The following is a 23,329-nucleotide window of genomic DNA, read 5'->3' on the forward strand; positions in this document are numbered from 1 at the left end:
GACATAGGAGAAATCAATCATGAATAAGTGGTTAATGCAATTGCAAGAGTTGAAAGGAAAACATCCCAAAGCCTTGCTTTATACGATAAGTACCTTACTACCGATGACCATCATGTTGGTTGTTTGGTTCTTTATGGGCAGCTATCCCTTTGGGAACAAAAGTCTGATGGCAGTTGACTTTGGTCAGCAGTATATCAGCTTTTTTGGCTTGCTTAAAAATGCGGTCCTTACAGGTGATTTGAGTAGCCTGACTTATTCCTTTACCAAATCGATCGGCGGAGACATGATAGGGGTTTTAGGCTATTACTTGATGAGCCCTTTTAATATTTTTTATATTCTTATCCCTTTCAAACACTATGGTTTAGCAGTATTTCTAACTATTTGGCTCAGATATGGAGCCATTGGCCTTTCTTTCTCTCACTTCCTTATCAAGCGTTATAAGGGAGCGGAGTCACGTTTGTGGTTAGTGCCTTTATTTTCAACAGCCTATGCTCTTTCGGGGATGCTCGTTTCCTATCAGATGAACGTTATTTTCTATGATGCCATGATTATGCTACCGCTCGTCATCGTTTATCTGGAAGAACTCTTGGATGGTGGAAGACCCTATCGTTATGCTTTTATTCTAGGGCTAACAGTCTTTCTACAGTTCTATATGGGCTATATGATTTCGATTTTTATCGTTCTATACTCTTGCTATTATAGTTCACCACGTCTCTCTATCCAAGGAGATTTAAAGCAGAAACTGAAACACTTCCTAAGTCCTTTGGTAAAAACATTTGCCTTCTCTGTCATTGGAGTTGCGACGGCTTCGGTATTGATTGTGCCAGTCTTTTATAATCTCCTTGAGAGTAAGGGGCAGGTTGGAGATGCCATGAAGTTCTCCTTCGCCTTTCAGATCAATCCCGTAGATATCTTATCGAAGTTGGCTATCGGTGGCTTTGATACTGCTTCAGGCTGGTCGGCTGGGCCGAATCTTCCAAATATCTATATTGGTGCTTTAGGATTTTTAGGTTTTATCCTTTACTTCACATCGAAACAGGTAGCCAAGGAAAAACGTTGGGCTGCAGGTGCGGTCACCCTTGTCTTCCTCATTTCCTTTGTCAATGAATTTGTAAGTAAAATCTGGCATATGGGGCAAAATCCAGCTGGATTCTTCTTCCGCTTCTCATGGCTTTTCTCTTTCTTTATGCTCGTTTTAGCTTATCAAGTAGTTAAGGGACAAGTGGAAATTTCTCGCAAAGGGAAGCTACTTTCAGCTGTATTACTGGTTTTATCAGCAATTTATCTCTATACAAAGAAATTCACCTATCTTCCAAAAACACAGCCAGAAGCACTGACTCAGTTCCTATCAAAGAATGTTGTTGTGTTTTGGATTTTACTCATAGCTATCACTGTAGTCTTCTCTTATCTCTATTGGAGTCAATCTCGTAAAGCTCCAAAAGTGAAAAAAATCACGCTACTGATAGCTGGGTCTATCGTACTTCTTTTAGGAATTCTTCTTCAAACAGGATATTTCTTATCTCAGGTTGTATTAACCTTGCTGGTCTACTTGGCAGTTATATTCTTATTGCGCTCAAGAATGACCAGATTAGCCATTCTTGCCTTGTCTGCCCTAACAATCTTTGAGTTAGGCTACAATGCCTATCTATCTCAAGTGACCTTTGGGTATGCAGATGTAGACAAGTTTGTAGATGCGACGGTATCTGTAAAACAAGTGACAGATGATGTTCAGAAACAAGCAGATCAACCATTTTATAGAATCGCAACAACCTTTGCCTATTCAAAAACGGTGCCATCACTGGTTTCCTACCCAGGTTTAAGTACCTTTAGTTCAAGCTTAGAGCGTACTACCATGGATCAATTTGCCTATATGGGTGATATAGGGATTAATGCGGCAACTGAGTATGAAAATGGGACTCTGTTGACAGATGCCTTATACGGTATTCGTTACTATATGGATGTCAAAGACCTGGATCCTACTGAGAAAGAAGCTCATCCAGAGAGAATGTATTTCACTCGCTTTGCCAGTCGTTTTGATATGAACCGTTATTTCACGAAGAAGGTCTATGAGGATGAGCGTTATATCGTGTACGAAAATCCAAATTCTTTCCCATTAGCCTATGGAACAAATGATTTGGTAAGAAATATCAACTTCGGCAGAAACAACGCAATTCAAAATCAAAATATCATACTCAACTCGATGGAAGGCGTGAAAAAAGGCGAGGAAAACTACCTCGACTACTTCAAACCTTTAGCCTATGGAGATGTCGAAACAGAAAATCTTACAGAAGAAAATGTCGACAAAGAAAAAGGAACCGCAGTTTACAAGCGTGTAGATTCTTCTAAGGATGCAATCGTTCGCTACCGAATTACTCCGCGAACAGACTTGACTTACTATTTCTTTGTACCTGCAAGTCTAAATTCAGAGAAAGATTACTCCGTCCTTCTAAATGGCAAGTGGTTTACACATTCCAAGAGAAATACCCAACGTCAACTATGGCAAATCGCAGACAATGCGGAGAATCAAGAATCTGTGCTTGAGTTCCGCTTTAAAACCGATAAGGTTGACCTTTCAAACGCCGGGGTTTATCGTGCAGAAATCAGTCAAATTCAAAGTGCATTAGAAAAACGAAAAGCACAAGGACTACAAGTTGAGAAATTCACGAACACTCATATCGTAGGTTCCGTGAATATTACTGATGACAGCAAATATATGATGACTTCTATCCCTTATAGTGAGGGTTGGAAGGTAAAAGTGGACGGTAAGGCTGTCCCAGTGACAAAAGCATGGAATAGTTTTATTTCCTTCCCGATTACTTCTGGACAACACAAAGTAGAATTTACCTTCTCTCAAAAAGGGACGATTACAGGCGCTATTTTGACTCTAATCAGCCTATCAACGCTTTATATTGTCAGAAAAGATTACAAAAAGGATGATAAAAAGCAGTTGAAAGAAAGTCAAGACGCTGCGTCAGCCGAGTAAACAATCTTCTATCAAATATAAGAAAAAATACGGTCAGGATACCACTCCTGACTGTTTTCTTTTGCAAAATGACAAAAATCTTAAACTTTTTGACAAATATGCTTGTCAAAAATAAAAAGATGTGTTACAATGAAATCAAGTTAAGAACAAAGGAGTCAAGACATGCTAAAAAATCGTCTAAAAGAGCTTCGAGCTCGCGATGGCCTCAATCAAACTGAACTGGCCAAACTAGCAGGTGTGTCCAGGCAAACCATTAGTTTGCTAGAGCGGGATGAGTACACGCCATCCATCGTCATTGCCCTGAAGATTGCTCAGATATTCCATGAGCCAGTCGAGTCGGTTTTCCGCTTAGAGGAGGATGAGTGATGAACAAGTATAAAGTGATTTATTATCTATCTATAGTTGTGTTTATCGTTAATCTTTTGGCTATGATCGGAAGCCTATTTGGTTGGTTTACAATTGTTGAAAGTAAATACCTCTTCTGGATTAACATCGTTCTCCTATTAGTCTTTAGATGGGTAGAGAGAAAGATAAAGTTTAAAGAGATTGTAAAAGGAGAAAAATTATGAAAGAGTTTTTAGCAGGTTTTCAAGTAGATACTGAGCACAAAGAACTTGCAGGTGTTTGTGCGGGTATAGGAAATTATTTTAACATCCAAACCAATATCGTTCGTTTGGTGACAGTCTTGTTGTTCCTCTCTTCGACTGAGGTCGGGATTCTAACAATGACGCTCTATGCCTATCTAGCAGGTTGGCTTGGCAATGATCCCTTGGGGGATGGGGCGAAAAAAGCAAGAAATCAAGCTATTCTATTAGTTGTTGTTTGTTTGCTTTTGGTGTCACTTGGAGCAGAAGGCTTGACCGCTATCTTCGAATCAGGTAAGGTCTTTGGTCAATGGTTGTCTGGCTTGTTTTAGAAAGAGGTTAAAATATGGAAAAGAAACAAATCATTTTTGCACTGAAGCTTTTTCTTGCAGGAGTTTTATTAGGAATACTTGCTGGTTTCCTTGGTGTTAATCCTTTAGGAATCAGTCAAGAGCAAGTAATCTCTGCCTTGTACTTAATTTTTCTTGGGCTAGGTCTGATTACAGCAACCTTAACATTTTATTTCACTAGAAAAAGCCATCAGGCTTATCAAAACTATCAAAGAGAGGAAGTGGATGAAGGAAATGAGCAAGACTACCTTGACATGTATCGCTTCTTAGATTATGGTACAGTAGCTTGGAATGTTTGCCAAATTAGTATGCTATCCAGTCTGCTTATAAATATAGGAAGCTTCGGTCCATCACTGGGAACCTTATCGGTGATAGTTGTGGGTATCTGGGCGGGTGTTTACTGCCTAAAAATCACCAGTAAGATTCGTAACTACAAACTTTCTGTTATGGCGACTCCCAAGGAAATTTTGGACTACCTCGATACTTATGATGAGGGAGAAAAACAGGCTGAAATGGAAGAAGCTTACTTGATCTTGTTCAAGATCAATCAGCTCCTCATTCCAGGTATCTATGTCGTCTTAGTAGTTTTATCTATGGTATTAGGGCAAGTACAGTTGGTGGCTCTGCTTGTGGCAGTTGTCATCCATATGTACATGAATGTGGCACAATTGCGAAAAACAAAACGTTATTTTAAATAGGAGAAACTTATGAAAACACTTAAAAATATCGGCTGGTATAGCCTTGCCTTCTTATCATTTCTTATGGTCTATAGTTTTATTCAGGGCGTAGGTTTAGCCGCCATGAAAATGGGTGCGCCTGAATTTGTTGCTGTCCCAATTTATGTCTTATTAGCAGGAATTTTCACCTTCGTTACCTACAAGTGGTATAAGACAGGAACCGTTACGATTGAAAAAACAGCCCTTAACAAATACATCTGGTTGCCTGCCTTGGTATGGGCCCTTGCCATTGTTGCTCAATTCTTTTTGCCAAATGATCCATCAGTCAGTCAACAGATGGTAGAAGAATTGACTCATAATCAACCTCTTTTCTCTTTCTTTATGGTGGTGGTCTTTGCGCCTCTGACAGAAGAATTAACCTTTAGAGGTATGTTAGCACGCTATGTCTTCCCTCAACAGGATAACATCAAGCAGACAGCTCTCTTTATTCTTGTAAGTACTATTATTTTTGCGCTTGTTCATTTCCCTACTAGTCCTCAACAATTCCTAGTCTATAGTGCCCTTGGTTTAAGCATGGGATTGGCTTATATTAGCAAGGGTGGTCTGGCTTATAGCATGGGATTGCATGCCTTAAATAATTTAATTTCATTTGTGATGATAATGATGCTATAATAGACTCAGGAGGAAATTATGAAGCGAGTACTATTATTAGCAGTCATTCAGGCTGTATTTCTCTTCTTTGTCATCGGCCTACTTGTCTATTTCATTAAGGGAGATTTCTTTTATAACAATCTAGCGGTTATCTTTGCTCCTATCGCAGGACTGATACGATTTGCGACGGCTTATGTGACAGAAATTGTCCTACCTAAGAAGACAGAAGAGATTGCAGAAAAGCGTAAAAAATAAAGAAAACCCAAATCCAGCGAAAGACTTTGCTGGATTTTTTCATTTATCGCAGGAAACTCTCAACTTTTCTGATGATTTTCATGAAGAGCCTGCGCTTTTATGGTAAAATAGTAACAGAATACAAGAGGAGAGAAGAAATGAAACGCAGTATGTATGCTGGTCGTGTTCGTGAGGAACACATCGGACAAGAAATTACCTTGAAGGGTTGGGTTGCCCGTCGTCGTGACCTGGGTGGCTTGATTTTTATCGACCTTCGTGACCGTGAAGGGATTATGCAATTGGTTATCAACCCTGAAAAAGTATCGGCAGAGGTGATGGCAACGGCTGAAAGCCTTCGTAGTGAATACGTCATCGAGGTGACTGGTCAGGTTGCAGCACGTGAGCAGGCCAATGATAAATTGGCGACTGGAGCAGTTGAGCTAAATGTAACAGCTCTTACGGTGCTTAACACAGCCAAAACAACACCTTTTGAAATCAAGGATGGCATTGAGGCAAACGATGATACGCGTCTACGCTACCGTTATCTTGACCTTCGTCGTCCAGAGATGTTGGAAAACTTAAAATTGCGTGCCAAGGTAACGCATTCTATCCGCAACTACTTGGATGAGTTAGAATTTATCGATGTGGAAACACCATTCCTTTCTAAGTCAACACCAGAAGGGGCGCGTGACTATTTGGTGCCTTCTCGTGTCAATAAAGGGCATTTTTACGCACTTCCTCAAAGTCCACAAATCACTAAGCAATTGTTGATGAATGCTGGATTTGACCGTTACTATCAAATCGTCAAATGTTTCCGTGATGAAGACTTGCGCGGTGACCGCCAACCTGAATTTACCCAGGTCGACTTGGAAACTTCATTCCTGACTGAGCAAGAAATCCAAGATATCACAGAAGGATTGATTGCGCGCGTGATGAAGGAAACCAAAGGGATCGAAGTAACACTGCCATTTCCTCGTATGAAGTACGATGATGCTATGGCTCTTTATGGCTCTGACAAGCCTGATACTCGTTTTGAGATGTTGCTTCAAGACTTGACAGAAGTAGTCAAGGGTGTTGATTTCAAAGTCTTCTCAGAAGCTCCTGCAGTTAAAGCCATCGTCGTTAAAGGCGCAGCAGACAACTACTCACGTAAAGACATCGACAAGATGACAGAAGTAGCCAAACAGTACGGTGCCAAAGGTCTTGCTTGGGTCAAGGTTGTTGATGGCGAATTAAACGGACCAGTTGCTAAGTTCTTGACTGCCATTCAAGACGATTTAACAAGTGCGCTTGGTCTTGAAGACAAAGACTTGGTTCTCTTTGTGGCTGATACGCTTGAAGTAGCTAACGCAACACTGGGTGCCCTTCGTGGACGTATTGCAAAAGAACTTGGCTTGATTGATAACGACAAGTTTAACTTCCTTTGGGTTGTTGACTGGCCAATGTTTGAATGGTCTGAAGAAGAAGGCCGTTATATGAGCGCTCACCATCCATTTACCCTTCCTCAGGCAGATACTGCCCATGAACTCGAAGGGGATTTGGCTAAGGTTCGTGCTATCGCCTATGACATCGTCTTGAACGGTTATGAGCTTGGTGGTGGTAGCCTTCGTATCAACCAAAAAGAACTCCAAGAACGTATGTTCAAGGCTCTTGGATTCTCAGCTGAAGAAGCCAATGACCAATTTGGTTTCCTTTTGGAAGCTATGGACTATGGATTCCCACCACACGGGGGCTTGGCTATTGGACTTGACCGTTTTGTAATGCTCTTAGCAGGAGAAGAAAATATCCGTGAAGTCATTGCCTTTCCGAAGAACAACAAAGCGACTGATCCGATGACGCAGGCGCCATCAACAGTAGCTCTTAAACAACTAGAAGAACTCAATCTACAAGTAGAACAAGATGAAACAAACGAAACAAACTAAGAAGTGGCACTATTATTTGCGTCGCTTTGCTCATCGCGTAAAAATCTTACGTGTCTTACAAGGAATTTCTAAAGAAAAATACGATGAAAAAATCTCTGCTTCTCTGGTATATGGTTTTTTATCAGCTGTAGCCGTCAATTTCTTCTTCCAACCAGGACATGTTTATTCAAGTGGAGCAACAGGTTTGGCACAGATTATCTCAAGCCTTAGTAACTACTGGTTTCATTTCCACATCCCGATCTCTGTCGCTTTCTATTGTATCAATATTCCACTCATGATTTTAGCTTGGCGCCAGATTGGGCATAAGTTCACGATTTTTACCTTTATCACGGTATCCATGAGCTCGCTCTTTATCCAGTTTGTGCCAGTGGTGGTCTTAACAGAAGATCCCATCATCAATGCCCTGTTTGGGGGAGTCGTCATGGGTCTGGGGATCGGATTTGCGCTACGCCATAACATTTCCAGCGGTGGAACGGATATTGTCAGTCTGACCATTCGTAAGAAAACAGGTCGTAATGTCGGAAGCATCTCTTTCTTGGTGAACGGTACAATCATGCTGATTGCAGGATTGACCTTTGGTTGGAAATATGCTCTCTATTCTATGATTACGATTTTTGTTTCAAGTCGTGTAACAGATGCAGTTTTCACCAAACAAAAACGCATGCAGGCCATGATAGTCACTAGCAATCCAGATGCAGTCATTGAAAAAATTCATCACAAATTGCATCGTGGTGCGACTATGATTCATGATGCCGAAGGGACTTATAACCACGAGCGTAAGGCGGTTTTGATTACGGTTATCACTCGTGCAGAGTTCAATGATTTTAAACTGATCATGAAGCAAGTTGATCCAACAGCCTTTGTATCTGTCTCAGAGAATGTCCATATTCTAGGACGATTTGTGGAGGTTGAAAACTAATACTCTTCGAAAATCAAATTCAAACCACGTCAGTTTCACCTTGACGTATATGTGTTACTGACTTCGTCAGTTCTATCCACAACCTCAAAACGGTGTTTTGAGCAACCTGCAGCTAGCTTCCTAGTTTGCTCTTTGATTTTCATTGAGTATAATCATTTATAAAAATAGATTACAAAAAAACCAACTCAAAATAGAGAGTTGGTTTTTTATTTTTCAACGATTTCGTGTGCGATCACTTGACGATAGCAGATTTGACGATTTTCTTTGACATCATTGATGATTTGAAGAATGGTTTCAAATGACGTTCGCCCAAGAGCAAGACTATTGATATCAACATAGGCAGCTAGATTCAGCTTTGGATTTACTGAGTCAAAGCTGAGGACTGGAACATCAAGCTGGTGTTCGTTGAGGTAGTTACAGACACCTTCGGCTAAGAGACTATCCGTTGTGATAATAGCATCGGTCTGAGGGTCGTGTTTAAAGAGTTGCTTACTAAAGTTATAGCCCTTTTCTTCTAGAAACTCGTCTGCAAAGAAGGTACGTTGGCTATCAAGGGGTAGATTGTGTTCTTGAAGAGCTTGCTCGTAACCTGTCAGACGGTCCTGAGTAACGAAGAGCTTCTTGGTACCACCAATGAAAGCAATTCGACTACATCCTTTTTTGATGAAATATTCGGTCGCATCAAATCCAGCTTGAATATTATCATTATCAACAAGCGGAATAAAAGGGGAAAGTGATTTTCCAAGAATGAGGAAGGGAAATTGCTCATCGACAACTAGTTGTACCAAGGGGTCATTTTCTTGAGCATACAAGAAGATAAGCCCGTCCACACGTTTTCCGTAGACCATTTGTGAAATGGCGTTTAAACGCTCTTTTTCATCCTTACCGGTCGCAATCTGAATAGCATAGTGATTCTCTGAGGCAACCTGTGCAATCCCTCTAAGAACAGAAGGGAAGAAAGGATTTTGGTAGAAAACGTCTGAATCATCTGGAAGCACCAAGCCAATAACTTGCGTATAACTGCTAACGAGACTTCGAGCATTAAGATTAGGATGATAATTGAGTTCTTTCATTGCCTTTCGAACTCGTTTTTTGGTTTCGTCACTAATCGTTGATTTGTTTTGAATAACACGGGTTACGGTTGAAGGTGAAACTCCTGCAGCCTTGGCCACGTCTTTAATCGTAACAGGCATAATAATCTCCTACTTTTGGTAGTCTGGATCACGATAATGAGTCTTGTAAAAGATAGTGACCAGGTATAGAACAAATAAAATGTTTTGAACAGTAATCAAAGTCGCCATATTTTGACCCAAGAGACCTAGAACCAGGGTCAGTAAAGTTGGTAATCCTAAACAGTTTAAAATAAAATGATAACACTCTTTATAGGTCTTAAATGAGAAGAGACGAGATTTTTTCGTAAAGTAGAGCAAAAGGCTAGCGCCTAAAGCGACAATGAAAAAATTAAGTCCAAAAAGGAAACTAGCACCTAAGACCAGGAAGAGGCTGATATAGACGCGATTCTGTTGATACCAGTCTTTAGAAATAGCCTGAGTCAAGCTTTCCTTACTTTGGAAGCTATCAGTCGTAATGGCTTGATAATGGATATTTGTCAACTCTTTTCCTTGTTTACTGATGACGAGTTGCTCGGGTTCAAAGCTCAGAAGTAATTCTTCAGGGAAACTTGAAGGAGCAGTAGCCCCGATTTGTACAGAGGCTTGATGGGGAGTTGTCCCCGTATAGCTTAGTTTACCATCAACAATCTGGGCATTGGTAGCCAAATCCTGAACCACACTATCTGTCAAAGGTGTGTAGACATCATCGATAAAGGTTTCCAGAGGATAGGTTTCCTGAGAACTGTTTTGGATAGCAATAGGCACCATAGACAAGCTAATCAAGAAAATACTGGTAAAAATCAGTTGAAACCAATTTAGGCCGAAACGATGAGATAGGGGCTTACGGAATCCCCAAATACTATTAAAATAAGAAAATGGATATGGTAACATAAATCTCTTTCTATAGGCATTTTTCTATATGAGTATTATATAGAGAACTGTTTTTTATTTCAAGTGGGGATAGTAGAAACCTTGGTAAAAGTGAATGTTTCTTATGATTTGTTCACTAACTAACAAGGTAATCTTAGCCAGCTCTTCTTTCTCACCAGACAATCGATGTACAAGTTCAAAAATGAAAAAGGGTGGCGAGGGTATATTACCCCTTGTCGCCACCGCTTGTAAGTCCTGAAACGAAGTTCTTTTGCAAGAAGAAGAAAAGTGTACAGATTGGAAGAGCGATGAGGATAGCACCTGCTGAGAAGTAGGCGATCTTCAAGTTCTTCGCATTGCTGACGAAGGTTTGTAGACCAACGGCAACTGTAAAGTATTCTTTTTCACGAAGCAAGAAACTAGAGAGGATATAGTCTCCGAAAGGTCCCATGAAGGCCCAGAGTGCTTGTACAGCAACCATTGGGCGAACAAGAGGGAGAACGATTTGCCAGAAGCGGCGGAAGTGTCCTGCACCATCTAGTTTTGCAGACTCATCAAGAGACATTGGCACGGTGTCAAAGTAACCTTTCATCAACCAAGCATTCATAGGGATACCACCACCGACGTAGAGGAAGATGAGGAACCAGCTATGGTTAAGGGCGTTCAACATGAGGGCCATAACGAAGAAGGCAGTCAGAGCGGCCATTGTTGGCACCATTTGGATAATCAAGAAGAAGACCAAACTTTGTTTACGAGCCAAGAAGTTGTAACGGCTATAGGCATAACCAGCAAGTACGATAATACTTGTCTGAACAACCATAGTGATCAAAGCGATGATCAAAGTGTTGAGGTACCATGTGCCGTACAAGGTTTCTGTAAAGAGGCCTTTGAAGTTATCAAGACTGAAATTGACATTGCTGTCGAGCTTGAAGGCCACAACGTTACCGGCCTTAAAGGCTGACATAATCGTGATTAAAAGAGGATAGATAATAACGATTGAAAGTCCAATTAAGTAAAGATAAGTAAGGGTTTGAGTCAGTCTACGTTTGAGTTTAATTGAGTTATTCATCTTAGACATCCTCCATATCAAATGCGTGTAGTTTCTTGAATGCAATCATAGAAATAGAGATAACGATGATTGAAATAATCAAGGTAACGGCAGCTGCCATAGAGTATTGAGGAGCTGTACCAGTTGTCAAACGGTAGATCCATGAGATCAAGATATCGGTTGAACCAGCTCCACCACCGACACTACCAGGACCACCACCATTGAAGAGGTACATGATAGAGAAGTTGTTAAAGTTGAAGGTGTATTGGCTGATTAAAGTAGGCGCTGCAACAGCCAAAATCATTGGGAAAGTGATGTTGCGGAATTTTTGCCAAGCGTTTGCACCGTCGATATAAGCTGCTTCATATAAGTCATTTGGAATAGACTGTAGGATACCGAGAGTTAGGACATAGATATAAGGGAATCCAAGCCAACCTTGCATCATAATCAAGGCAACCTTAGTCCAAGTAGGATCTGTTTTCCAAGGAATGAGTGCTCCATCTAAGAAAGGAAGGAACTTAGCAAAGATTGGGATAACTTGGGTATTGATAGCACCAACACTATCGTTGAACATATTTGAGAAAGTCAAGATAGTGATAAAGGCTGGAACCGCCCAAGGTAGAAGGAAGATAACACCAAAGATACGTTTACCCTTGATAAATGGTTGGTTAGCGATAATAGCTGTAAAGATCCCGAGTACGATTTGCAAAGTAGATGCAGATAAAGCCCAGATAATAGTCCAAGAAAGGACAGAACCGAAGGCTGAACGGAAGGTACTCAAGCTCCAGATATTTGTAAAGTTAGTCAATCCAACCCAATCCAATAATTTATTTGGTGGTAAGTGTTGGAAATCGTAGTTAGTAAAGGCAATCATCAAGGTTACAATAACCGGGAAGATGATGGCAAATGTCATGGCAACGTAAGATGGAATGATAAGCAAGTAAGGGAATCCATTTTCATAGATACCTTTAATCATATCCTTAAGTGTCGATGGGACAGGGATGCCATTATTGATACGTTTTGCAATAGTGTGAGCGTCTTTAATATTGAGAATATAAAAGGCTAGATAAACAATTACAAAAATAGAGTGGAATGCACCACGAATCAACATGAAGAGAGAGTTGTCACGGCCAGGTTTTTCACCAAGCGTGATTAAGTTGCTCAATTCAGGTGCTGCAAGTACTATAAAATAGAGGACAAAAGCCACTGTTACAGCAAGGAAGATAAAACCTTTAGCTTTTTGTTTGTTGTAGATTTGTCCCAACCCAGGAATCAATGAAAGCAAGGCTGCTTTTTTTGGTTGTTGTTCCATGAGTGCTCCTTTCATAAGATACGAGCATTGAGCTCGATGCTAATCAGCAAAATTGCTGAAAACATTGTCAATATATCTAAAAATCAAGGGAGATGTTTAAATTATCTCCCTTGAATCAATCAATTAGTTACCAAATTTTTGTTGGATTGTTTCTTTGATCAATGTTACAGCATCATTAGCAGCTGTTTTAGCATCTTTCTTACCGCTTACAGCGTCAAAGAGCATTGTTTTAGCTGGGTCCCAAACTGTTGACATTTGAGAGATGTTTGGCATTGGTTGTGCGTTCTTGAACTGCTCGATAACAGCTGTAGTCAACTCATCTTTTTTACCTTCAGCGTAAGCACGAGCTTCAGTGTTAGCTGGGATTTCGTTCGTTGCATCGTAGAATGCTTTTTGTTGGTCAGTTGAAACAAGGAAGTCTACAAATTTTTGAGCGCCTTCAAGGTTCTTAGTGCTTGATGGGATGATCCAAGCTTTACCACCACCAAAGGCTGCGTAGTTTTTGCCGTTTGGAAGAGTTGGGATAGTTGCAACACCGTAGTTTACTTTAGCATCTTTGAATGCTTGAGCTTTCCAAGGACCATCGATGATAGCAGCTGTTTTACCTTCTTGGAATTGAGTTTGGATCAAGTTTCCAGCACCTTCAGTATCTTGCATACCTTTAGGCCATTTTTCGTACCAAGTTTTAGCGTATTCGATTCCTGCGATAGCACCATCGTTAGCAAGACCGATATCTTTAGGATCTTTACCATTTTGACCGAATACATAACCACCGTTACCAGCAAGGAGTCCGTATGCGTAGTAGAAGTTTGTCCAGTCAGCTAGGAAGGCAGTAGTTTTGCCGTCTTCACCAGCGAAAGCATATTTGCTATCTTTAGCAAGATTTTCTAAGTCAGCAAATGTTTTTGGAGCTTCTTTGAGCAAGTCTTTGTTATAGTACATAACAAGTGACTCGATAACGGCTGGAGCGCCGTAAACTTTACCGTCAGCAGCTGTTACAAGAGATTTAGTAGTATCATCTGTTTTAGCACCGTCGCTTAGTTTAACTTCTGAAAGTTGTCCATCAGTACCAAGGCTACCTACACGGTCGTATGGTGCCATCATAACGTCAGCAGCTTGACCTGATTGGTTGTCAAGTGAAAGTTTGTCAAGTCCGCCAAGTTGGTCACCAGATTTGATGTTAACTTTTGTTCCTGATTCTTTTTCATAAGCAGCAGCAACTTTCTCAGCGTAAGCTTTATATTGGTCTTCAACGTAGAAGGTGATTTCTTTTGCTTCAGATGAGCTAGTATCAGCAGCTTTATCAGCAGTTTTGCTTCCGCAAGCTACCAAAAGTAAGCTAGCAAGAGTAGCAGTTCCAAGCACAGCAGCGCTCTTCATGAATTTAGATGACATAGTGTATTCCTCCTAAAGAATAACAAATTTTATAGTCTAGGGAACGCAAACGTTTTCCCTTATGACCTTAGTATAGCACAAACAGAAAACGGTTGCAAGCGTTTTTTTGAAAAAAATTTAAAAAACTTATGACTGGCTAATTCGCAAAATTGTTTGTATAATAGAAGGGAAATAGGAAATCGTGTAAATTTCAATTCAAAAATAATTGAAGGAAAACGATTGCATAAATAGAAGACGAAACAAATGGAGGGGGAAAATTAAAATATAGGGAATTTCCGATTTCGGAAATAAAAAGTAGAGAAAAAGTTTTTTTTTTACAAACGCTTGCATTTATTTTAGAAATGGGGTATACTTAAAATAGCGCAAACGTTTGCGTATAAATTGAAGTAATTAACAATAAAAACACTTGAGGTGCTAATATGAAAAAACGTCAAAGTGGTGTGTTGATGCACATCTCATCACTTCCAGGAGCATACGGAATCGGATCATTTGGTCAAAGCGCCTATGATTTCGTTGACTTCTTGGTTCGTACAAAGCAACGTTACTGGCAAATCCTTCCTTTAGGAACAACCAGCTACGGAGATTCTCCATACCAATCATTCTCAGCCTTTGCTGGAAACACTCATTTTATCGACCTTGATATCTTGGTAGAGCAAGGTTTGTTGGAAGCAAGTGATCTTGAAGGTGTGGATTTCGGTAGTAACCCAACTGAAGTAGACTACGCTAAAATCTACTATGCACGTCGTCCGCTTTTAGAGAAAGCTGTTAAACGTTTTCTTGAAGTTGGAGATGTCAAAGATTTTGAAAAATTTGCTCAAGACAACCAATCATGGCTTGAACTTTTTGCTGAGTATATGGCTATCAAGGAGCATTTTGATAACCTCGCTTGGACAGAGTGGCCAGATGCAGATGCACGTGCTCGTAAAGCCTCAACTCTTGAAAGTTACCGTGAACAATTAGCAGACAAACTTGTATACCACCGCGTAACTCAATACCTTTTCTTCCAACAATGGTTGAAATTGAAAGCATATGCTAACGAAAACCACATTGAAATCGTCGGAGACATGCCTATCTACGTGGCTGAGGACTCAAGCGATATGTGGGCAAATCCACATCTCTTTAAAACAGAAGAAAACGGAAAAGCGACTCACATTGCAGGTTGTCCTCCAGATGAGTTCTCTGCGGATGGTCAACTTTGGGGGAACCCAATCTATGACTGGGAAGCAATGGACAAAGATGGTTACAAATGGTGGATTGAACGCTTGCGTGAAAGCTTTAAAATCTACGATATCGTTCGTATCGACCACTTCCGTGGATTTGAGTCTTACTGGGAAATCCCTGCTGGTTCTGAAACAGCGGCACCTGGTAAATGGGTAAAAGGACCTGACTACAAACTCTTTGCAGCGGTTAAAGAAGAACTTGGTGACTTGAACATCATCGCAGAAGACCTTGGATTTATGACTGACGAAGTCATCGAACTTCGTGAGCGTACTGGATTCCCAGGGATGAAAGTCCTTCAATTTGCCTTCAATCCTGACGATGAAAGTATCGATAGCCCTCACTTGGCACCAAACAACTCTGTCATGTACACAGGAACGCATGATAACAATACGGTTCTTGGTTGGTATCGCAATGAAATTGACGATCCAACTCGTGAGTACATGGCACGTTATACAAACCGCAAGGAATATGAAACAGTCGTGCATGCGATGCTTCGTACAGTCTTCTCATCAGTAAGCTTTATGGCTATCGCCACTATGCAAGACTTGCTAGAGTTGGATGGTTCAGCTCGTATGAACTTCCCATCTACCCTTGGTGGAAACTGGTCATGGCGAATGACAGCAGATCAATTGACACCAGCTGTCGAGGAAAACTTACTTGACTTGACAACCATTTATCGCCGAATCAATGAAAATTTGGTGGATTCAAACCAATAGAAAATTTCAGGAGACACAAAAATGTTACCATTAAAAGAATTTGTACAAAATCGTTACAATAAATCGATCGCAGAATGTAGTAACGAAGAGCTTTACCTTGCTCTTCTTAACTACAGCAAGCTTGCAAGTAGCCAAAAACCAGTCAACACTGGCAAGAAGAAAGTTTACTATATCTCAGCTGAGTTCTTGATTGGTAAACTCTTGTCTAACAACTTGATTAACCTAGGTCTTTATGACGAAGTTAAGAAAGAACTTGCTGATGCAGGTAAAGAGTTGATCGAAATCGAAGAAGTAGAATTGGAACCATCACTTGGTAATGGTGGTTTGGGACGTTTGGCAGCCTGCTTTATCGACTCAATCGCTACACTTGGTTTGAATGGTGACGGTGTTGGTTTGAACTACCACTTCGGTCTTTTCCAACAAGTTCTTAAAAACAACCAACAAGAAACCATTCCTAACGCTTGGTTGACTGACCAAAACTGGTTGGTTCGTTCAAGCCGTAGCTACCAAGTGCCATTTGCACACTTTACATTGACATCTACTCTTTACGATATCGATGTACCTGGTTACAAAACAGCTACGAAAAACCGCTTGCGTTTATTTGACTTGGATTCAGTTGACTCTTCTATCATCGAAGATGGTATCAACTTTGACAAGACAGATATCGCTCGCAACTTGACTCTTTTCCTTTACCCAGACGATAGCGACAAACAAGGTGAATTGCTCCGTATCTTCCAACAATACTTCATGGTTTCAAACGGTGCTCAATTGATCATCGATGAAGCAATCGAAAAAGGAAGCAACTTGCATGACCTTGCTGACTACGCAGTTGTACAAATCAACGATACTCACCCATCAATGGTGATCCCTGAATTGATCCGTCTTTTGACTGAACGTGGTATCGAACTTGACGAAGCAATCTCTATCGTTCGTAGCATGACTGCCTACACAAACCACACAATCCTTGCTGAAGCCCTTGAAAAATGGCCTCTTGAATTCTTGGAAGAAGTGGTTCCTCACTTGGTACCAATCATCAAAGAATTGGATAGCCGTGTTAAAGCAGAATACAAAGACCCAGCTGTTCAAATCATTGACGAAAACGACCGTGTACACATGGCTCACATGGATATCCACTACGGATACAGTGTTAACGGGGTAGCAGCACTCCACACTGAAATCTTGAAGAACTCTGAGTTGAAAGCCTTCTACGACATCTACCCAGAAAAATTCAACAACAAAACAAACGGTATCACATTCCGCCGTTGGCTCATGCATGCCAACCCAAGCTTGTCTCACTACTTGGATGAGATTCTTGGACGCGAATGGCACCACGATGCTTCTAAGTTGGAAGACCTTCTCTCATATGAAGACAAGGCTGCTGTCAAAGAAAAATTGGAAAGCATCAAGGCTCACAACAAGCGTAAGTTGGCTCGTCACTTGAAAGAACACCAAGGTGTGGAAATCAATACTAACTCTATCTTTGATATCCAAATCAAACGTCTTCACGAGTATAAACGTCAACAAATGAACGCTTTGTATGTGATTCACAAATACTTGGACATCAAGGCTGGTAATATCCCTGCTCGTCCAATCACAGTATTCTTTGGTGGTAAAGCAGCTCCTGCCTACACAATTGCTCAAGACATCATCCACTTGATCCTTTGCTTGTCAGAAGTGATTGCAAACGACCCAGCAGTAGCTCCACACTTGCAAGTGGTAATGGTTGAAAACTACAACGTGACTGCAGCAAGCTTCTTGATTCCAGCATGTGATATCTCAGAACAAATCTCATTGGCATCTAAAGAAGCTTCAGGTACTGGTAACATGAAATTCATGTTGAACGGAGCTTTGACTCTTGGTACTATGGACGGAGCAAACGTGGAAATCGCTGAGTTGGTTGGAGACGAAAACATCTACATCTTTGGTGAAGATTCAGAAACTGTTATCGACCTTTACGCAAAATCAGCTTACAAATCAAGCGAATTCTACGCTCGTAAAGCGATCAAACCATTGGTTGACTTTATCGTGAGCGACGCTGTTCTTGCAGTTGGTAAGAAAGAACGCTTGGAACGTCTTTACAATGAATTGATTAACAAAGACTGGTTCATGACTCTTCTTGACTTGGAAGACTACATCAAAGTGAAAGAGCAAATGCTTGCAGATTACGAAGACCGTGATGCATGGTTGGATAAAGTGATTGTTAACATTGCTAAAGCAGGATTCTTCTCATCTGACCGTACAATCGCTCAGTACAACGAAGATATCTGGCACTTGAACTAAGATTAAACAAAAAACGCATCCTAAGTAGATGCGTTTTTGTTTTATTACAGTGCTTTCCCAACCAGAATCTCTGCTTCGATGGTAATCTTCGTTAATTGACTCCAGTCAATCTTGCTTTGATCAACGTGAAAGAGTAGAGGGGTCATGCTGAGTAAAGCTTGGCGTTGCTCTGCGGTGATGAGCTTGGTCAGGGAAGTTATTTGACTAGCTTGGATGCTGAAATGTTCCTGGAAATGCTCCTTGATATCTTGGTTGGAATAGTCCTTCTTTGTCAGCTGGTCTTGTACCATTTGACGGATTTCTTTAAGGTGATTTTCGGTAGGAACGACCTTGATTAAGATGCCGTCTTTTGATAAAACACGACGAAATTCACCGTAGTTGGCAGGCGAGAAGATATCAAGCAGCATATCCATGCTGGCGTCTTTTATAGGTAGACGAGCCAGGTCGCCGACAAACCAGTTGACTGCCCAGTTGGCTTCGCTCTTGGCAGCGATTTGGACCGAATCTTTTGAAATATCAAAGGCGTAAAAGGTTTTATCAGAGTGACTTTCTTGGAGCTTGCGAGAGTAGAAGCCTTCGCCACAACCAATGTCCAAGACAGTTTTTGCAGATGATTTAGTCGCTAGTATGTCTGAGATGTCTTCTAAGATAGCCTGATAAAATCCAGCTTCTAGGATTTGCTGGCGATTTTGAAAGTTTTCCTTGTCGTAGTTAGCCGATTGTTTGATTTGCGGAGCTAGATTGACATAGCCGAATTTTGCTAGGTCAAAAGAATGGCGGTTCTCACACTTGAGACTGGACTCTACCAGGCTCAGATTTTCTTGGCAGATAGGGCAGGCAAAGGCACTGGCAGAAGCAAAGCGCTGGAGTTTGGGTTTGAGGTTTGTATTCATAGTTTTAGTCTAGCAAAAAAAGGACTGGATAGCAAATGCCTCCAGTCTGTTTTTTAATATGTAAGGACGAAGTATTTCTTCTTACCACGGCGGATAACAGTGAGTTCATTCTCTAATTTATCTGCGTCACTCAAGACATAGTCAAGGTCTTGGATACGGTCACCGTTGACGTAGATAGCACCGTTTTGTACGTCTTCACGGGCTTGGCGTTTTGAGTTAACCACGCCAGATGATACGAGCAGTTCTACGATGTTGTGGTTTTCGTCTGCTTGTACTTGGTAGTTTGGCACGCCACGAAGTCCTTGTTTGAGTTCTTTGACAGAAAGGTTTTTGATGTTTCCTGCAAAGAGTTGCTCAGTGATGTTAAGGGCTTCTTTGTAGGCTTCTTCTCCATGGACAAGTGTGACAACTTCACGAGCTAGGACTTTTTGAGCCAAGCGTTCGTGTGGTGCTGCTTCGAATTGTTTACGGATGTCTTCAATCTCATCCAGTGACAAGAAAGTAAAGATTTTCAAGAAACGAACAGCGTCAGCGTCCATAACGTTCATCCAGAATTGGTACATTTCGTATGGAGAAGTCTTTTCAGGGTTGAGCCAAACAGCATTCCCTTCAGATTTACCAAATTTCTTACCAGTTGCATCTGTAATGAGTGGGACAGTGATGACGTGACCAGTCTTATCAGCCTTACGACGAAGCAATTCGGTACCAGCTGTCATGTTTCCCCATTGGTCAGAACCACCGATTTGGAGGGTTACATTGTGCTCTTGGTTTAGGACAAAGAAGTCGTAACCTTGCATGATTTGGTAGGCAAACTCAGTGTAAGAAATCCCTGTTTCGATTCGTTTCTTCACAGATTCCTTGCTCATCATGTAGTTGACAGTGAAGTATTTTCCGATATCACGGAGGAAGTCAATGAAGCTGATGCTGCCAAACCAGTCGTAGTTGTTGACCATGACAGCTTTATTTTCCCCATTTTCAAAATCAAGAAAGCGAGAAAGTTGTCCTTGGATAGACTTGACCCAGCCATTTACTGTGTCTTTTGTTTGGAGACTACGCTCAGCATCTTTGAAGGACGGATCTCCGATGAGACCTGTAGCACCGCCAACGAGCGCATATGGTTTGTGACCTGCTAACTGCAAACGACGACTTGTCAAGATAGCGACGAGGTGACCTAGGTGAAGGCTGTCAGCAGTTGGATCGTAGCCAGTATAATAAGAAACTTGACCTTCTTCTAGGGCTTTGCGCAAAGCTTCTTCGTCAGTCGTTTGAAAAATCAAACCACGCTCTTTTAGCTCATCAAAAATGTGCATGTGTCTTTTCTCCTTTATAAAATATTGTTTCTACCTATTGTACCACAAACTGTGGAAATAACCTAGTAAAATCGGGAAGAAAGTTGCTGCTTGGACTTTTTTGGAAACGAGTGAAATATGGTATAATAGCACTAGCTTATTTTCAGAGAAATAGATAAAAACAGTTAAGAAAGGGGCTGAAAAATGTCTCATATTATTGAATTGCCAGAAGTTTTAGCCAATCAAATCGCGGCAGGAGAGGTTATCGAACGCCCTGCTAGTGTTGTGAAAGAGTTGGTTGAAAATGCTATCGATGCTGGCTCAAGCCAGATTATCGTTGAGATTGAAGAAGCTGGGCTTAAGAAAATCCAAATCACAGATAATGGATATGGGATCGCCCACGACGAGGTAGAATTAGCCCTCCGTCGTCATGCGACTAGCAAGATCAAAAATCAAGCGGATCTATTTCGGATTCGGACACTTGGTTTTCGTGGCGAGGCTCTGCCTTCTATCGCATCTGTCAGTGTTCTGACTCTTTTGACTGCGGTGGAAGGTGCCAGTCATGGGACCAAGTTAGTGGCTCGTGGGGGTCAAGTTGAAGAAATCTCCCCAGCGACCAGTCCTGTTGGGACCAAGGTTTGTGTGGAGGATCTCTTTTTCAACACACCTGCCCGCCTCAAGTATATGAAGAGCCAGCAAGCAGAGTTGTCTCATATCATTGATATTGTCAATCGTCTTGGGCTAGCTCATCCTGAGATTTCCTTTACTTTGATAAGTGATGGCAAGGAAATGACACGAACAGCAGGGACTGGGCAACTGCGCCAGGCCATTGCTGGAATTTATGGCTTAGCCAGTGCCAAAAAGATGGTTGAAATTGAGAACTCTGACCTTGACTTTGAAATTTCAGGCTATGTTTCCTTGCCTGAATTGACACGGGCTAATCGCAACTACATCAGTCTTTTTATCAATGGTCGTTACATTAAAAACTTCCTCCTCAATCGTGCTATTTTAGATGGTTACGGCAGCAAGCTCATGGTGGGGCGTTTTCCGCTGGCTGTCATTCACATCCATATCGATCCTTATCTAGCAGATGTCAATGTGCATCCAACCAAGCAAGAGGTGCGAATTTCCAAGGAAAGAGAACTGATGGCGCTGGTTTCAGAAGCTATTGCAAAGAGTCTCAAGGAACAGACCTTGATTCCAGATGCCTTGGAAAATCTGGCCAAATCTACTGTTCGCAGTCGTGAAAAGGTAGAGCAAACGACTTTGCCACTGAGAGAAAATACGCTCTATTATGAAAAAAATGAACCGACCAGACCGACACAAGCTGAGGTGGCAGACCATCAGGTGAACCTGACTGAAGAGAAACAGGATTTGAATCTGTTTGCTAAGGAAACCTTGGACCAGATGACCAAGCCAGCTAAACTGCATTTTGCAGAGAGAAAGCCAGCTAGCTATGACCAACTGGATCATCCTGAGTTAGACTTAGCTAGTTTGGATAAGGCTTATGACAAGCTAGAGCGAGAAGAATCATCCAGCTTCCCAGAGTTGGAATTTTTCGGACAAATGCACGGGACCTATCTCTTTGCCCAAGGTCGAGATGGACTTTACATCATAGATCAGCACGCGGCTCAGGAACGGGTTAAGTATGAGGAGTACCGTGAGAGCATTGGCAATGTTGACCAGAGCCAGCAGCAACTCCTAGTGCCTTATATCTTTGAATTTCCTGCGGATGATGCCCTTCGTCTCAAGGAAAGAATGCCTCTTTTAGAGGAAGTAGGCGTCTTTCTAGCAGAGTACGGGGAGAATCAATTTATCTTGCGCGAACATCCCATTTGGATGGCAGAGGAGGAAATCGAGTCTGGAATCTATGAGATGTGCGACATGCTCCTATTGACCAAGGAAGTTTCGATCAAGAAATACCGAGCAGAGCTCGCCATTATGATGTCCTGCAAGCGGTCCATCAAGGCCAACCATCGTATTGATGACCACTCGGCTAGGCAACTTCTATACCAACTCTCTCAATGTGACAACCCCTATAACTGTCCACACGGACGTCCTGTTTTGGTGCATTTTACCAAGTCGGACATGGAAAAGATGTTCCGTCGCATTCAGGAAAATCACACAAGCCTACGAGAGCTAGGAAAATACTAATACTCTTCGAAAATTTCTCTAAACTGCGACAGCCTTACCTTACCTAACTCAAGTTATGCCTACGGTTAGCTTCCTAGTTTAGATTTGATTTTCATTGAGTATATATTGAAGGGAAAATTATGTACGAATATCTAAAAGGTATCATTACCAAAATTACTGCTAAATACATTGTTCTGGAAGCTAACGGTATCGGCTACATTCTGCACGTAGCCAATCCTTATGCTTACTCAGGACAAGTCAATCAAGAAGCGCAAATCTATGTGCATCAAGTCGTTCGTGAAGATGCTCATCTGCTCTATGGCTTTCGATCAGAGGACGAGAAAAAGCTCTTTCTTAGCTTGATTTCGGTATCAGGCATTGGGCCTGTTTCAGCTCTTGCTATTATCGCGGCGGATGACAATGCAGGGCTTGTTCAAGCTATCGAGACCAAGAATATCACCTACTTGACTAAATTCCCTAAAATCGGGAAGAAAACAGCCCAGCAGATGGTGCTGGACTTAGAAGGGAAAGTGGTTGTGGCAGGAGATGATCTCCCTGCTAAAACTGCAGCTCCATCTAGCAGTGACAACCAAGAATTGGAAGAAGCTATGGAAGCCATGTTGGCACTGGGTTACAAGGCAACAGAGCTCAAGAAAATTAAGAAATTCTTTGAAGGAACTTCAGATACTGCTGAGAACTACATCAAATCTGCCCTTAAGATGTTGGTGAAATAGGAGATG

Annotated in this window: 20 protein-coding genes; 13 read left to right on the top strand and 7 right to left on the bottom strand. The window is 41.5% G+C overall.

Going from position 1 to position 23,329, the window contains the following annotated elements:
• Positions 1-19 precede the first annotated feature (19 nt).
• The 9 genes from pgfM1 (at position 20) to ACVC7R_RS04075 (ending at position 8,320) form a co-directional block, all read left to right on the top strand.
• Positions 20-2,983: a glycosyltransferase PgfM1 gene (gene pgfM1 / locus ACVC7R_RS04035; RefSeq protein WP_447263652.1), complete on the top strand. Its 2,964-nt coding sequence runs from the start codon at positions 20-22 to the stop codon at positions 2,981-2,983.
• Between the two features lie 162 nt (positions 2,984-3,145).
• On the top strand, positions 3,146-3,349 hold the full coding sequence (locus ACVC7R_RS04040; protein ID WP_000916944.1) for a helix-turn-helix transcriptional regulator: 204 nt from the start codon (positions 3,146-3,148) through the stop codon (positions 3,347-3,349).
• The gene (locus ACVC7R_RS04045) at positions 3,349-3,552 is read left to right on the top strand and encodes a hypothetical protein (RefSeq protein WP_001046116.1); all 204 of its coding nucleotides are present in this window, start codon (positions 3,349-3,351) and stop codon (positions 3,550-3,552) included. The genes ACVC7R_RS04040 and ACVC7R_RS04045 overlap by 1 nt, the downstream gene beginning before the upstream one ends.
• A complete protein-coding gene (locus ACVC7R_RS04050; RefSeq protein ID WP_447263653.1) occupies positions 3,549-3,899 on the top strand; it encodes a PspC domain-containing protein in 351 nt (116 codons plus the stop codon). The genes ACVC7R_RS04045 and ACVC7R_RS04050 overlap by 4 nt, the downstream gene beginning before the upstream one ends.
• A gap of 14 nt (positions 3,900-3,913) precedes the next feature.
• Positions 3,914-4,615 carry a DUF3169 family protein gene (locus ACVC7R_RS04055; protein ID WP_447263654.1) on the top strand — a complete coding sequence of 234 codons (702 nt, stop codon included), beginning with the start codon at positions 3,914-3,916 and terminating at the stop codon, positions 4,613-4,615.
• Positions 4,616-4,624: 9 nt separating this feature from the next.
• Positions 4,625-5,266 carry a CPBP family intramembrane glutamic endopeptidase gene (locus tag ACVC7R_RS04060; protein ID WP_447263655.1) on the top strand — a complete coding sequence of 214 codons (642 nt, stop codon included), beginning with the start codon at positions 4,625-4,627 and terminating at the stop codon, positions 5,264-5,266.
• An 18-nt stretch (positions 5,267-5,284) separates the two neighbouring features.
• Positions 5,285-5,500 (top strand): hypothetical protein, encoded by a 216-nt coding sequence (locus tag ACVC7R_RS04065; protein WP_447263656.1) that lies wholly within the window; start codon positions 5,285-5,287, stop codon positions 5,498-5,500.
• 137 nt (positions 5,501-5,637) lie between these two features.
• Positions 5,638-7,401 (top strand): aspartate--tRNA ligase, encoded by a 1,764-nt coding sequence (gene aspS / locus ACVC7R_RS04070; RefSeq protein ID WP_447263657.1) that lies wholly within the window; start codon positions 5,638-5,640, stop codon positions 7,399-7,401.
• Positions 7,379-8,320 carry a YitT family protein gene (locus ACVC7R_RS04075; protein WP_447263658.1) on the top strand — a complete coding sequence of 314 codons (942 nt, stop codon included), beginning with the start codon at positions 7,379-7,381 and terminating at the stop codon, positions 8,318-8,320. The genes aspS and ACVC7R_RS04075 overlap by 23 nt, the downstream gene beginning before the upstream one ends.
• A 206-nt stretch (positions 8,321-8,526) precedes the next feature.
• Here ACVC7R_RS04075 and ACVC7R_RS04080 read toward each other — a convergent pair whose 3' ends face one another.
• From ACVC7R_RS04080 to ACVC7R_RS04100, 5 genes are all read right to left on the bottom strand, one after another.
• Complete coding sequence (locus ACVC7R_RS04080) at positions 8,527-9,513, bottom strand: LacI family DNA-binding transcriptional regulator (protein WP_447263659.1); 987 nt, start codon at positions 9,511-9,513, stop codon at positions 8,527-8,529.
• Positions 9,514-9,522: 9 nt separating this feature from the next.
• Positions 9,523-10,323, bottom strand: coding sequence for a DUF1189 domain-containing protein (locus ACVC7R_RS04085; RefSeq protein ID WP_447263660.1), 801 nt, complete (start codon positions 10,321-10,323; stop codon positions 9,523-9,525).
• Between the two features lie 205 nt (positions 10,324-10,528).
• A complete protein-coding gene (locus tag ACVC7R_RS04090; RefSeq protein WP_006149616.1) occupies positions 10,529-11,371 on the bottom strand; it encodes a sugar ABC transporter permease in 843 nt (280 codons plus the stop codon).
• Position 11,372: 1 nt separating this feature from the next.
• Positions 11,373-12,662, bottom strand: coding sequence for a carbohydrate ABC transporter permease (locus ACVC7R_RS04095; protein WP_414288068.1), 1,290 nt, complete (start codon positions 12,660-12,662; stop codon positions 11,373-11,375).
• Positions 12,663-12,785: 123 nt separating this feature from the next.
• Positions 12,786-14,057, bottom strand: coding sequence for an extracellular solute-binding protein (locus ACVC7R_RS04100; protein WP_447263661.1), 1,272 nt, complete (start codon positions 14,055-14,057; stop codon positions 12,786-12,788).
• Between the two features lie 419 nt (positions 14,058-14,476).
• Here ACVC7R_RS04100 and malQ point away from each other — a divergent pair, with 419 nt between their 5' ends.
• Both malQ and glgP read left to right on the top strand, forming a co-directional pair.
• Positions 14,477-15,994, top strand: coding sequence for a 4-alpha-glucanotransferase (malQ, locus tag ACVC7R_RS04105; RefSeq protein WP_447263662.1), 1,518 nt, complete (start codon positions 14,477-14,479; stop codon positions 15,992-15,994).
• A gap of 21 nt (positions 15,995-16,015) precedes the next feature.
• Complete coding sequence (gene glgP, locus ACVC7R_RS04110) at positions 16,016-18,274, top strand: glycogen/starch/alpha-glucan family phosphorylase (RefSeq protein WP_447263663.1); 2,259 nt, start codon at positions 16,016-16,018, stop codon at positions 18,272-18,274.
• Between the two features lie 44 nt (positions 18,275-18,318).
• Here glgP and ACVC7R_RS04115 read toward each other — a convergent pair whose 3' ends face one another.
• Both ACVC7R_RS04115 and tyrS read right to left on the bottom strand, forming a co-directional pair.
• The gene (locus ACVC7R_RS04115; protein WP_447263664.1) at positions 18,319-19,167 is read right to left on the bottom strand and encodes a putative RNA methyltransferase; all 849 of its coding nucleotides are present in this window, start codon (positions 19,165-19,167) and stop codon (positions 18,319-18,321) included.
• 53 nt (positions 19,168-19,220) lie between these two features.
• Positions 19,221-20,477 carry a tyrosine--tRNA ligase gene (gene tyrS, locus ACVC7R_RS04120; protein WP_447263665.1) on the bottom strand — a complete coding sequence of 419 codons (1,257 nt, stop codon included), beginning with the start codon at positions 20,475-20,477 and terminating at the stop codon, positions 19,221-19,223.
• Between the two features lie 183 nt (positions 20,478-20,660).
• Between tyrS and mutL the strand changes: the two genes are divergently transcribed.
• Both mutL and ruvA read left to right on the top strand, forming a co-directional pair.
• On the top strand, positions 20,661-22,610 hold the full coding sequence (gene mutL / locus ACVC7R_RS04125; protein ID WP_447263666.1) for a DNA mismatch repair endonuclease MutL: 1,950 nt from the start codon (positions 20,661-20,663) through the stop codon (positions 22,608-22,610).
• A gap of 119 nt (positions 22,611-22,729) precedes the next feature.
• Entirely contained in the window at positions 22,730-23,323 is a 594-nt protein-coding gene (ruvA, locus tag ACVC7R_RS04130; RefSeq protein WP_006149208.1) for a Holliday junction branch migration protein RuvA, read from the top strand.
• Positions 23,324-23,329: the final 6 nt, after the last annotated feature.

This window comes from Streptococcus sp. Z554, assembly GCF_053010305.1.

Excerpts from the sequence above, each read along its gene's own strand:
- pgfM1 (WP_447263652.1), top strand. The coding sequence starts at position 20 with ATGAATAAGTGGTTAATGCAATTGCAAGAGTTGAAAGGAAAACATCCC.
- ACVC7R_RS04040 (WP_000916944.1), top strand. The coding sequence starts at position 3,146 with ATGCTAAAAAATCGTCTAAAAGAGCTTCGAGCTCGCGATGGCCTCAAT.
- ACVC7R_RS04045 (WP_001046116.1), top strand. The coding sequence starts at position 3,349 with ATGAACAAGTATAAAGTGATTTATTATCTATCTATAGTTGTGTTTATC.
- ACVC7R_RS04050 (WP_447263653.1), top strand. The coding sequence starts at position 3,549 with ATGAAAGAGTTTTTAGCAGGTTTTCAAGTAGATACTGAGCACAAAGAA.
- ACVC7R_RS04055 (WP_447263654.1), top strand. The coding sequence starts at position 3,914 with ATGGAAAAGAAACAAATCATTTTTGCACTGAAGCTTTTTCTTGCAGGA.
- ACVC7R_RS04060 (WP_447263655.1), top strand. The coding sequence starts at position 4,625 with ATGAAAACACTTAAAAATATCGGCTGGTATAGCCTTGCCTTCTTATCA.
- ACVC7R_RS04065 (WP_447263656.1), top strand. The coding sequence starts at position 5,285 with ATGAAGCGAGTACTATTATTAGCAGTCATTCAGGCTGTATTTCTCTTC.
- aspS (WP_447263657.1), top strand. The coding sequence starts at position 5,638 with ATGAAACGCAGTATGTATGCTGGTCGTGTTCGTGAGGAACACATCGGA.
- ACVC7R_RS04075 (WP_447263658.1), top strand. The coding sequence starts at position 7,379 with ATGAAACAAACGAAACAAACTAAGAAGTGGCACTATTATTTGCGTCGC.
- ACVC7R_RS04080 (WP_447263659.1), bottom strand. The coding sequence starts at position 9,513 with ATGCCTGTTACGATTAAAGACGTGGCCAAGGCTGCAGGAGTTTCACCT.
- ACVC7R_RS04085 (WP_447263660.1), bottom strand. The coding sequence starts at position 10,323 with ATGTTACCATATCCATTTTCTTATTTTAATAGTATTTGGGGATTCCGT.
- ACVC7R_RS04090 (WP_006149616.1), bottom strand. The coding sequence starts at position 11,371 with ATGAATAACTCAATTAAACTCAAACGTAGACTGACTCAAACCCTTACT.
- ACVC7R_RS04095 (WP_414288068.1), bottom strand. The coding sequence starts at position 12,662 with ATGGAACAACAACCAAAAAAAGCAGCCTTGCTTTCATTGATTCCTGGG.
- ACVC7R_RS04100 (WP_447263661.1), bottom strand. The coding sequence starts at position 14,057 with ATGTCATCTAAATTCATGAAGAGCGCTGCTGTGCTTGGAACTGCTACT.
- malQ (WP_447263662.1), top strand. The coding sequence starts at position 14,477 with ATGAAAAAACGTCAAAGTGGTGTGTTGATGCACATCTCATCACTTCCA.
- glgP (WP_447263663.1), top strand. The coding sequence starts at position 16,016 with ATGTTACCATTAAAAGAATTTGTACAAAATCGTTACAATAAATCGATC.
- ACVC7R_RS04115 (WP_447263664.1), bottom strand. The coding sequence starts at position 19,167 with ATGAATACAAACCTCAAACCCAAACTCCAGCGCTTTGCTTCTGCCAGT.
- tyrS (WP_447263665.1), bottom strand. The coding sequence starts at position 20,477 with ATGCACATTTTTGATGAGCTAAAAGAGCGTGGTTTGATTTTTCAAACG.
- mutL (WP_447263666.1), top strand. The coding sequence starts at position 20,661 with ATGTCTCATATTATTGAATTGCCAGAAGTTTTAGCCAATCAAATCGCG.
- ruvA (WP_006149208.1), top strand. The coding sequence starts at position 22,730 with ATGTACGAATATCTAAAAGGTATCATTACCAAAATTACTGCTAAATAC.